We start from the raw sequence: 11,591 nt of genomic DNA, 5'->3' as shown, positions 1-11,591 counted from the left end.
CCAAGTTTAATGTATTCATAGCGTGTTTTTACTAGAGTGTAAAATAAATACAGAGCATATAGAGTTACTAAAAGAAAACCAATTAAATTAATCGTCGTCATTTCTTGCTCCCTCACTTTCTGCTATTATCCATTCCAAGTTGGTTTCTATAATGAAGGGAAAATTTCTATTAACGAAAACACCCCGCCAGCAGGCAGTTTCACCTTTATGCCAGTCACAAATATCTGTGTTTTCCTGAAAAATCGGAGGGGAGATACAATCCCCTCTCCTCCAGCCCATTTATCCTTGTACAGTCAGGATTGTTTTCCTTACTCTACAACTCCAATCTCTTCGTAGTATCGTTTTGCTCCAGGATGCATGTTTTCATCCGGGTCTACCAGGCCGTGATAACCTAGCTCTGGATCAAAATAGTCCCCTCTGTTTGGCTGTTCGTCCTGAAAACGTTCAAGGTTCTCCCAAAGGGATTTTGTGAGCTCGTAAACAGTCTCTTCATCCATATCTTCATTTACGACTACCATAGCCATGGTTGAGACAGTTGGCACATCCTCTTCTAAATTAGAATAAGAGCCGGCGGGAATTGACATTTCAACATTATATCCGTATCCTGCTTCATCCAGCTCTTGCAAGGCATCTTCGGGTATTGGAAGAGGACGGACAGGGTTGGTCGTGTCCAGCTCACTTAAGCCTGTTACATAGGGTGACCCTCCTTGTACGACCATATCAATCCCGCCATCTCTCATTTGGTTGTTGGCATCTCCGTAGCGTTATATGTTACACTTCCGCCGTTTGCTTCAATATCTTCAGTCGTATAACCCATTGCCTCAAACACACGTTCAGCTGTTTGAGAACTGGCATCATTAGCTTCTCCCGGAATGATGTCTGCTCCGTTTTCCAGCGCATCTTCAATCGTTTCATAAGGACTGGAATCCAATACAGCAAAATTCCATAACGTAGGATACAGCACAGCTAGTCCTTTTATGTTTTCTTGAGGGTCTCCTTCAAACGATCCCCGCCCTTCAATAGCATCGGCAAAATCAGAAGCAAAGGCCATCCCTGTCAGCATTTCTGTTCCCTGGTTCACATCACGAATGTTTCCTATCGCTCCTCCCTCCACAACAGTTATATTTGCCCCTTCTATATCATCCATCCATATATCAGTCATCAACGTGGAAAGAGGATACCAGCCAGAAGCTGTAGGCCCTGAAATATGTGAATGCATCAAATCACTATCAGAATTACCTCCTGCGCTTTCCCCTCCGCATCCAGTGATCATCAACATGCCCGCTGCCCCTGCGATTAATCCATAACGTTTCATACTTATCCCTCTTTCTTTTGTTATTCAGGGTGCTCCCTGTAACTGCTTGAAAAGCTCGTCTCGCAGCCTTACTTTAAAAGCTGGTTTTCTTTCGCTTGATTTTGGAGTGTTCGTTTTAATATTTTTCCTACGCTTGTTTTCGGCAGTGAGGGTAAAATGTCTATCTTTGTTGGCACCTTGTACACTGCGAGTCTTTCTTTTAACCACACTCTAAGTTCCTCTTTATCTATGAAACCTTGATCTTTTAATACAACCGCTGCCTGCACGGTTTCCCCCCTGTATTCATCTGGTATCCCGTACACCGCTGCTTCTTGAATAGAAGGATGTTCATAAAGCACATTTTCTATTTCTCTAGGATAAACATTGTATCCACTGGCAATAATTAACTCTTTTTTTCGTCCTACGATATAAAAATAGCCGTCTTTATCCATTCGGGCCAAGTCCCCTGTATACAGCCAGCCGTCCACCAGAGTCCTCTTCGTATCTTCTTCTCTTTGCCAGTATCCTTTCATTACCTGAGGACCTTTTATGACTAATTCACCCACTTCCCCAACTGGCATTTCTTTTTCGCCAGTAAACTGATCGACAATCTTACAATCCGTGTTAGGAACTGGGATGCCGATACTTCCTGCTTTTCTGACTCCCTGTGCAGGGTTCCGATGAGTAGTCGGAGAGGTTTCTGAGAGCCCGTATCCTTCTAAAATGACGGCTCCAGTTTTTTCTTCAAAAGCTCTAATTACTTCCAACGGAAGAGGGGCAGAACCAGCCATGCATAATTTCAGAGATTTCATCGTTTCTTCTGTAGCCTCAGGCTGTTTTAAAAGAGCCCCATAAACAGTCGGAACACCGGAAAACAAGGTAGGTCTCTCTTTTCGAATAATTTCAAGGAACTTCTTTGGGTCAAAGCGGGAAATACAAATTACGGTGGAACCCCTGAATACAGCCAGGAGCATGACAGCACTCATTCCATAGACGTGGTAAAAAGGTGATACACCCAGCAGTTTCTCCCCCTCTTCACTAATATCTTTCACAGTAAAATGATAGTTTTGATAGACATTGGAGAAAATGTTCTGATGGGTGAGCATGACTCCTTTGCTTTTGCCGGTCGTGCCTCCCGTGTATTGCAGCACAGCCACATCTTCGTAAGGGTTGATATCATGCTCAGGAGCCAGAGCAGGATTTCCATTTTTGATCATGGCTTCGAAAGACTCTGTATCATCGCTGGATTGAGCGGCAGAGACAAGAACTACTCCAAGCCTATTCCTGCGATCCGCTCGCTGAATTTTGTCAGCATGTTCGGCATGGCTGATTGCCCAGCTGGCCTTTGAATCATTAATTAACTCTCTTAACTCCTCACTCGTATAAAGAGGATTCGCTTGTACCACAGTCCCTCCAAGTCTTATGACAGCAAAATAAGCGACGATGTACTCTTTACTATTAAAAAGTTTTATCAAAGCCCGGTCACCCGGATTAAACCCTTTTACAGAAAGGGAATGAGAGAATGAAAGAACTTTTTCGTACAACTTCTGATAACTCCACCGCACTGGCCCATCAATAACAGCCGTGTTTGTGGGCCTTTCTTTAAAAGCTTTTTTTAATAAAGAAGACAAAGACGCCGTTGGGATAGAAACCTCTTTTTCAACCCCTGGCGGATAATGTTTATACCATGGCCGATCAATCATTCTTTCCCTCCTCTTTATAAGTGATCAATCAATCTTGAGCCTGTGAACGAGAGACCTTATTTTTGTTCATATAGGCATGATTTTCTCTAGAGAATGAATCTGTATTTTTATGATTTAATTTCATTTGATGAGTTTGCATATAAAAAGGAAGAAACACAGCAAACGCGGCAAATGCGGCAATGAAGAGCAGGGAATAAGCGTTACTGTATGCCTGGCTGCCGTCTTGCCAGAAGGCGTTCCACAAAGCACCAGAAGCAAAAGGCATTTCCAGAACCTTCCCTGTCAGTGTCACTCCAAAAGCTCCTCCAGAAAACTGAATTAACTGTATCGTTCCGTACCCCGATGTCATCTGTTCCGGATGCAAGTATCTTGTCATGAAATTGGACATCCCCATGGTGACGCAGGAAAATCCTGTGCTTGAAACAAAAAAGAAGAGGGTGACCAGTAAAGGGTAACGGTCTCCAAAGCCTGAAAAGAGAAACGTCCCAGCCAGCATACACACTGTGCTTAAGCCAATAATCCTAGGCAAGCCGATTCTCTCCACGTGTTCACCCAAAAATTTCATAACAATAGTAGATGCCAGCGCCCCCAGAAATACGATCCAGCCTACAACGGCAATACTTTTACCATGTATGTGAACGAGTAACAAAGGAGTCACAAATAAAATAGAAAAGTGAATAAAGAAAATGGTAAAAGCTAAAAACAGGGCCTTTTGATAAATACGATCCTGAAGCATTGACAGCGGTAAAAAGGGATCCTGTTTTCTTTTAATGTGAAATAAGAAAAGAGGAAAGCATAACGCCCCGAGCAAATACCAAAGCACACCAGAAGAAACAACCAACAAAAGTGAAATAATAGAGATACTGAATAATAGAAAGCCTGTAATGTCAAAGCTTCCATTCCTTTCTACACGAGAGGGAATATAGCGCCGATAAATAGGGATCGTTAAAACTCCAAGTAAGCTTACAGTAAACAAATATCGCCAGCCCAGATAATCACTAATCACCCCGCCTAATAAAGCCCCAGGCCAAATCCCAAGGCAGAGGCAGAGGCTATCATAGCAATTGCCTTGTTTCTGTCCCCTATCGGAAAATAACGGGACACGACTACAATGCCAAGCGCTGAAATAGCCGAAGTTCCTCCTGCCTGAATGACGCGTGCTGCCACAAGGACCGGATAGCTGTCTCCAAGCATTCCTGCTACAGAGCCAATACCTAATAGCCCAAGACCAATAGTGAGTAAGGAAGGGATGGAAAAAAAGCAGTAAGGCGGCCATATAGAAGTGTGCCTACCGCGAAACAAACAGAATAGCTGGTGACCATCCAGGCTGCCAATGAAGCTGTGAGTTGAAAATCTGATTGAATTTCAGGTACGGCGATGGTAAACATAGATGTATTCATTACCATGATGAGAACATTGATAAATAGCGTAAATGATAAAAGCTTCTCTCGATTTATCTCTCGTTCTTTGAGACTTGGCAAAACAATATCCTCTTTTCTTTACTGCCTATTTTATAGATGAGCACCCCCATCGACTGGGAGAGTATGGCCTGTTACAAAATCACTCGCTGAAGATGCTAAAAATAAAATGGGTCCGCGTAATAAAGGGGGCTCCCCAATGCGACGCAGCGGTATCCCTTTTTTTATTTGCTCTTCTTTTTCTTCAAGAATTCCTTTTGTCATGTCACTCTTAAAGAATCCGGGTGCAATGGCATTCACGTAAATATTATGAGAAGCCCACTTTCTTGCAAGGTCCTTGGTAAAGTGAATGACAGCTGCTTTGCTTGTACTGTACCCTATGGCATCCAGTACTTCAGGAGGCTCTGCTTTTAATCCAGCTACGGAGGCAACGTTAATAATTTTTCCGTAACCTTGTTCTTTCATCACCTTTCCTACTCGCTGGGAAAGAAGAAAAGGTCCTTTTACATTTACGTTCATTACTTTATCCCATGCCTCCTCCGGCATATCTTCAACGGAGGCTCCCCACGTTGCTCCGCTGTTGTTCACTAAGATATCTATCCGCTTGTATTTATTTAAAATATTCTGAACGAAATGTTCAATCTGGTCCTTTTGGGTGACGTCACAGGGTTCGGCATAGACTTCCTGACCTGTTTCTTTTAAGACTTGTACAGCACGGCCTTCAACCTCAATGCGCCTGGAGCATACGCATACCGTACAGCCTGCTTCTGCCAGAGTAAGAGCAATTTCGAATCCAAGGCCCCTTGCACCACCGCTAACCAGTGCTACTTTCCCTTTCAGATCTTCCATTTCTTCCGCTCCCTTCTTGTGAACTTCGAGCGAAGCTCATTTTATTTTTTATCCATTGGTACATAAAGACTCCAAGAAAGAGAAGGATACCAAGTCCATCTGTAACCGGTTCAAAGGCTACAAGCAGGAGGCTGCTGCCAGGAATGTGATTCTTTGCAAAAGATTAGTTGCTGAAACCGCATAACCCTGTATGAAACACGCAAAGGAAACAAGTCCTATCGTTGCCGTTCCTACTCCTAAAATAATAGTAGGTGTGCTTCCTTCCAAAAGAAGGGTAGGGTTGTAAATAAACATATAAGGAAGCAGAAATCCTGCAATCCCTATTCTCATTGACTGAAAGGATGTCCGCATCGGCTCTCCCCTTGCAATCCCCGCCGTAATATAGGATGTGATTGCCACAGGAGGAGTAATTCCTGAGAATATTCCAAAATAGAATACAAACAGGTGAGCTGCAATTACCGGTACACCAACTTGTGTTAAGCCACCGACAGCTACTGTTGCCAAAATAACATAGGCAGAAACGGTGGGCATTCCCATACCTAAAATAATAGACGCCACCATGATTAACAGAAGCAGTGGCAGCAGTTCTCCACCTGATAGATCAACTGCGAGTCGGGAAAACCTTGTTCCTAACCCTGTCATAATGACCGCACCGGTGATAATACCAGCTCCTGCACAGGCCATAATCGTTGAAATGGAGTTTTTTATACCTTGTTCAATGGCACCAAGAAATTTGACAAATGATAACCGTGTCTCTTTTCTGAGTAAGCTTATTAAACACAAGGACACGATTGCCCACATTCCTGCCCTCATAGGACTGTAACCTTGGATCATCATAACCACAATGAGGATAAGAGGGAGCATTAAATATCCTCTTTTAAAGATGACTTCCCAAAAGTTTGGAAGCTTTGTCTTCGGCAAACCTTCAAGCCCCTGCTTTCGTGCTTGTAAATAAATCATTAAGCTCGCCATGAAGAAGTACAGGAGAGCAGGAATCAGAGCATAAGCAGCAATTTGTATAAAAGGAATTCCTGTGTACTCTGCCATAATAAAAGCAGCCGCGCCCATTATTGGCGGCATAATCTGCCCGCCCTGCGATGCTACTGCCTCAACACCGCCTGAGAAGTTTCTTGAATATCCTACTTTCCGCATAAGAGGGATCGTAAATGGTCCCGTCATGGTGGCATTTGCTACCCCGTTTCCTGTAATTGTCCCCATCATTCCACTTGAAAGAACTGAAGCAAGAGCAGGGCCGCCACGCAACCTTCCGGTGAGAGAGAAAGCAAAATCAATAAAGAATTGTCCAGCTCCCGTCCGCAATAAGATGGATGCAAAAAGCAGGAACAAAATTAAGACAGTAGAAGCAATGTAAATCGGGTCTGAAAAAATTCCGTTTGTAGAAATAAACATCGTGTCAATTAGTCGGTTAAAGCTATACCCTGGATGACCAGCCAGACCGGGAAAATAAGGACCTGCAAACACATAGATAATGAAAAACAAAGTGAGTGAGGCCATAGCAATTCCTACAGTTCTTCTAACACCTTCGATAATTAAAGCCATCATTAGAGTTCCTGCAGCGATGTCCATTGGTAAGACGTTCCCTCCGCGCATTGACACCTCCGGGTAAGCAAGGAACGTAAATGCGACCAAGGCTGCAGACAATATTAATGGAACGAGGTCAAACACAGGATGTAATCTATTTCGTCCCTTTTTATAAGGAACAAAACTAAAACAGAGGAAAAGGGCAAGGGAAGTAAATACCGCTCTATGCTGCCACGCAGGCATACCGCCAAAAGCAGCAGAATACAGAATGTAAAAAGCCAGTCCTATACAAATAGCAGAAAGGAAAAGCCGCCAGGTACGATAGGCACGTGACCAGCCGTTTTCCTGGTCAAGTACCTCCTCCAGGTTACTTCGTTCCTCCTCATCAACTCTTAAATCAATCTTTTCAGTTTCATTAGTCTTCATGAAAAATCCCCCTTTGATTGGGGACTAATGAAATCCCCTCCACGAGACTGGCAGCCTGAATACCCTTTTTCATTAAGCTATAATAGCGTTAACTCTTTGAAAACGCTGTCATAAATGTGGTCAAATTGTCTCAACCATCATTGCCATGCCCTGGCCGCCGCCAACACATAAAGTAGCTATTCCTTTTTTCTCTTCACTCCGCTTTAATTCATATAGCAAGGTAGTCAGAATTCTCGCTCCTGTCGCTCCTAACGGATGACCAAGGGCAATTGCTCCACCGTTCACATTAACCTTTTCAGCCGGCAGTGACAGCTCTCGAATGACAGCTAATGCTTGAGAGGCAAATGCTTCATTAAGTTCAATCCTCCCAATGTTATTCAGACTTTCCCCGGTCTGTTTCAGAAGTTTTTGTACCGCTGGAATCGGTCCGACGCCCATTACCTCAGGATCTACCCCGGCCACACTCCAGCCGGTTATTTTAGCCATCGGCTTTATGCCAAGCTCTTGGGCTTTAGAACGGCTCATTAGCAGAAGGGCCGCTGCACCGTCATTCCTTCCGCAAGCATTGCCGGCAGTGACAGTTCCATCTTTTTTAAAAGCAGGCTTTAGGTTTTTCAATTTGTCAATCGTCGTAGAGGGCCGCGGATGTTCATCTACAGTGAAGAGCTTTGTTTCTTTTTTTTCGCGGACACTGACCGGTACAATTTCTTCGTCAAAAATACCTGCTTCTTGAGCATTTTTAGCCTTTTCCTGACTTTGCAATGCAAAAGCATCCTGATCTTCTCGTAAAATGTTGTATCTTTCTGCGACATTTTCAGCGGTTTTTCCCATCCCTAGTTCTTCACCGTATATTTCCATTGGCTGCTGGCCATTTTCTGTATTGGAATCAACTAGTTTGGGTGTTCCGCCAAATCGGGCATTTCTTAAGTAATGAGGAGCATCGCTCATATTTTCAGTTCCCCCGGCAACAATAATATCTCCCTGCCCTGTCAAAATTTGCTGAGCCCCGGAAGCCACTGCCTGCAATGAGGAGGCACACAATCTATTAATTGTATAACCCGGCGTTTCCGCAGGAAGTCCGGCTCTTAAAGCCGCTACTCTAGCTACGTTGGAAGATTTAGTTGTTTGCCGAACTTCTCCCAAAATGACTTCATCCACTTGTTCAGGAGAGAGCTCCGCTCGGCTAATCGCTTCTTGAATCACCGCAGAAGCTAAATAACCAGAATTACTATCTTTTAGAGTACCTCCGTACCTGCCGATTGCCGTCCTCACTGCACTGACTATTACAATTTCTTCTTCTCTCATTCGTACCCCTCCTCTTCCTTTGTCAGTTTTTCGTCCTTTTTCCGAGTCACCGCTGATATTCCTTTCTCAATTGACCTGAAATAATATTTTTTTGAATTTCAGAGGTTCCTTCATAGATTCTTGTTATCCTGGCATCCCTGTAGAACCTTTCAATGGGATATTCTTGAATGTATCCAATGCCCCCATGCACCTGAACAGCTTTATCTGCCACCCTGTGATATACTTCGGAGCCAAAAAGCTTGAGCATGGCAGCTTCTTTAATTACTTTTTGTCCTTCTTCTACCATCCAGGCAATGCGATACGTAAACGACCGTAGCGCCTCGATATCCATTGCCATTTCCGCTATCATATGAGCCACTGCCTGATGCTCAATGATAGGGACCTTAAACTGTTCTCTTTCTTCAGAAAATGACATGCACATATCCAACAGCTTTTGACAAGAACCAAGGTTGCGTGCCGCCAGACCGGCCCGTCCATTAGCTAGAATCTTTAATGCGTTTACATACCCCTGTCCTTCTTCTCCAAGAACGTTTTCCTCCGGCACCTCGCAGTCTTCAAAAAATATTTCAGCAGACTGAGAGCCTTTTAGTCCCATCTTTTTCTCAATTGCGCCAACCTTAAAGCCAGGGAAATCTTTTTCTACAATAAAAGATGTTATCCCTTTAGGTCCTTTGGATGCATCCGTGACAGCCATGACAGTGAAAACATCTGCAATGGGGGCATTCGTTATATAATGCTTTGTGCCATTTAAAATATATTTATCTCCCTTTTTGACTGCCGTAGTTTTTAAGTTGGTAGCGTGGGAGCCGGCAGAGGCTCCGTTAATGCAAAAGCGCCGATTTTTTCCCCGGATGCCATGTCAGGCAAATATTTCTGTTTTTGTTCTTCATTTCCCATCTCTACGATTCCAACCGATCCAATCCCTGAGTGGGCACCGATTAACGTAGTATAGCCGTTGTGAGTTTTCCCGATCTCTTCATATAAAGCGCACTTGCCTATCATTCCGATTCCTAATCCGCCGTATTCTTCTGGAATACTTAGTCCAAACAATCCTATGTCTTTAGACTTTTCCACGATTATTTCCGGAATTTGGTCATCCTCTTCTATTTGCATAGATAAAGGGTCAACTTCATTTGCAACAAAATCTCTAATATTTTTTTTAAGCAATATAAGATCTTCATCCAGCTGAAAGTTCATGTGTGACCACTCCTCAGGAATATTGATAAAACCCTCTTCCCGTCTTTCTTCCAAGCCTTCCTGCTTTAACATATTTTACTAATAGGGGGCAAGGGCGATATTTCTCTCCCAGTGTTTTGTATAAATACTCCATATTGCGCAGGCGTGTATCTAATCCTACTAAATCTGCCAGCTCTAACGGGCCCATAGGGTGGTTTAATCCTAGTTTCATAGATTTATCTATATCTTCTGGAGTGGCCACCCCCTCCATGACCATATTCATTGCTTCATTTCCAATTAAGCAGTTCATCCTGCTGACAGCAAAGCCAGGAAACTCGTTTATAGTAACGCATTCTTTCTTCATATGTCTCCCTGCTTCAAATACCTTGTCTACTGTCTCCTGCGACGTTTCCAGGCCGCGGACCACTTCAATAAGCTTCATTCTATGCACCGGGTTAAAAAAATGCATGGCTACGCAGCGATCAGGCCGCCTGGTTTGTGCTCCAATCTCTGTAGGGCTCATGGTTGAAGTGTTGGTTGCTAATACTGTATGGCTGGGTGTAATCTCATCAAGCTGCTGAAAAATTTCTGTTTTAAGCTCCATAATTTCAAGGACAGCTTCTATGACCATGTCTGCCTCAGAGCCGGCTTCATCTAGTGAAGTGGTATAAGAAATCCTCTCAAGGGACTCAGCAGCCTGGTTAGCAGATATATAGTTTTTCTTTATATTTTTCTCGAAAAGCTCCTCAATGTAGGTTCGAGCGTTTTCCAAGGAAGATGAGTCTACATCATGAAGAACTGTATGAAAGCCGGCGAGAGCAGCTTCATAGCATATTCCTCTTCCCATCGTCCCTGCTCCCACCACTCCAATTTGTTTCATTAGCCTACCTCCAATTAAGCTTGTGCCATTAATTCCTTCTTGAATTGCTCTGTGAGCAGCGGAATCACTTCAAATAAATCCCCTACGATTCCATAATCAGCTACTTCAAATATAGGGGCTTCCGGATCCTTGTTAATTGCTACAATAATTTTAGAGCTGGACATCCCTGCCAGATGCTGTATTGCGCCCGATAACCCTGCTGCGATATATAAATCAGGTGTTACAACCTTGCCTGTCTGGCCAATTTGTAAAGAATAATCGCAGTATTCAGCATCACATGCTCCTCTTGAAGCACCTACCGCACCGCCTAATACCTCAGCAAGCTCTTCTAAAGGCTTAAATCCCTCTTCACTCTTTACTCCCCTGCCGCCAGCAACAATCACCTTCGCTTCCGAGAGATCAATGCCGCCGCTTGTTTTCTTTACAACATCTTTGATAACTGTCCGCAAGTCTTTGATGTCGAAAGTAACAGAAGAGACATCTCCCTCTCTGGATTCGTCTTTCTTCAAAGCGGGAATGTTGTTAGGACGAATGGTGGCCAGCATCAATTCGCTTTTCATGCTCTTCTGTTCAAACGCTTTTCCTGAATAGATAGGACGGGTAAAGACGAGATCCTCCCCTTCACCTTCAATATCAGTCACATCGGAAACCAGACCTGTTTTTAAGGCGGCGGCTATTCGAGGAGCCAGGTCTTTTCCTGAGGAAGTATGGCATAATAGCATTCCATCTGGCTTTTCATCTTCAAGTAATTGAAGACACGCTTGTTTGTAAGCATCTGTGGTATATTGTTCAAGTTCCTCCTGCTCGGAAACAATCATACGATCCACTCCGTGCTTGATCATTTCACTGGCAAACTCGCTAGCCTTGTTCCCAAAAAGAATACCAACGACCTCGCCATCGTTCACGGCCTTCCGTGCTGCTGCGACTGCCTCAAGGGAAACATTACGAAGCTCTCCATCACGGATCTCACCCAATACTAGTATTTTTTCATAGTTAAT

At 43.8% G+C, this 11,591-nt stretch carries 9 protein-coding genes and 2 pseudogenes; all 11 read right to left on the bottom strand.

From position 1 onward, the window contains the following. Window positions 1-308: 308 nt before the first annotated feature. Window positions 309-740 (bottom strand): TAXI family TRAP transporter solute-binding subunit, encoded by a 432-nt coding sequence (locus JCM19033_RS10105; RefSeq protein ID WP_054636220.1) that lies wholly within the window; start codon window positions 738-740, stop codon window positions 309-311. Beyond that, entirely contained in the window at window positions 737-1,315 is a 579-nt protein-coding gene (locus JCM19033_RS10100) for a TAXI family TRAP transporter solute-binding subunit (protein WP_054636219.1), read from the bottom strand. The genes JCM19033_RS10105 and JCM19033_RS10100 overlap by 4 nt, the downstream gene beginning before the upstream one ends. A 68-nt stretch (window positions 1,316-1,383) precedes the next feature. After that, window positions 1,384-2,997, bottom strand: a complete 1,614-nt coding sequence (locus tag JCM19033_RS10095) for a long-chain fatty acid--CoA ligase (RefSeq protein ID WP_054636218.1) — start codon at window positions 2,995-2,997, stop codon at window positions 1,384-1,386. 28 nt (window positions 2,998-3,025) lie between these two features. Continuing rightward, window positions 3,026-4,191 (bottom strand): annotated as a pseudogene (locus JCM19033_RS10090) (MFS transporter). A 20-nt stretch (window positions 4,192-4,211) separates the two neighbouring features. Next, window positions 4,212-4,478: a hypothetical protein gene (locus JCM19033_RS23420; protein WP_054636215.1), complete on the bottom strand. Its 267-nt coding sequence runs from the start codon at window positions 4,476-4,478 to the stop codon at window positions 4,212-4,214. A 30-nt stretch (window positions 4,479-4,508) separates the two neighbouring features. Beyond that, window positions 4,509-5,264: an SDR family oxidoreductase gene (locus tag JCM19033_RS10075; RefSeq protein ID WP_054636214.1), complete on the bottom strand. Its 756-nt coding sequence runs from the start codon at window positions 5,262-5,264 to the stop codon at window positions 4,509-4,511. Window positions 5,265-5,381: 117 nt separating this feature from the next. Beyond that, window positions 5,382-7,232, bottom strand: a complete 1,851-nt coding sequence (locus JCM19033_RS10070; RefSeq protein WP_054636213.1) for a TRAP transporter permease — start codon at window positions 7,230-7,232, stop codon at window positions 5,382-5,384. Window positions 7,233-7,352: 120 nt separating this feature from the next. After that, window positions 7,353-8,537 (bottom strand): thiolase family protein, encoded by a 1,185-nt coding sequence (locus tag JCM19033_RS10065; RefSeq protein ID WP_054636212.1) that lies wholly within the window; start codon window positions 8,535-8,537, stop codon window positions 7,353-7,355. A 46-nt stretch (window positions 8,538-8,583) separates the two neighbouring features. Then, window positions 8,584-9,734 (bottom strand): annotated as a pseudogene (locus tag JCM19033_RS10060) (acyl-CoA dehydrogenase family protein). 13 nt (window positions 9,735-9,747) lie between these two features. Next, window positions 9,748-10,593, bottom strand: a complete 846-nt coding sequence (locus JCM19033_RS10055) for a 3-hydroxyacyl-CoA dehydrogenase family protein (RefSeq protein WP_054636211.1) — start codon at window positions 10,591-10,593, stop codon at window positions 9,748-9,750. 14 nt (window positions 10,594-10,607) lie between these two features. Continuing rightward, window positions 10,608-11,591, bottom strand: a complete 984-nt coding sequence (locus tag JCM19033_RS10050) for an electron transfer flavoprotein subunit alpha/FixB family protein (protein WP_054636210.1) — start codon at window positions 11,589-11,591, stop codon at window positions 10,608-10,610.

The sequence above is a fragment of the Thalassobacillus sp. C254 genome (assembly GCF_001310615.1).
This window is presented reverse-complemented; position numbering and strand designations above follow the sequence as displayed.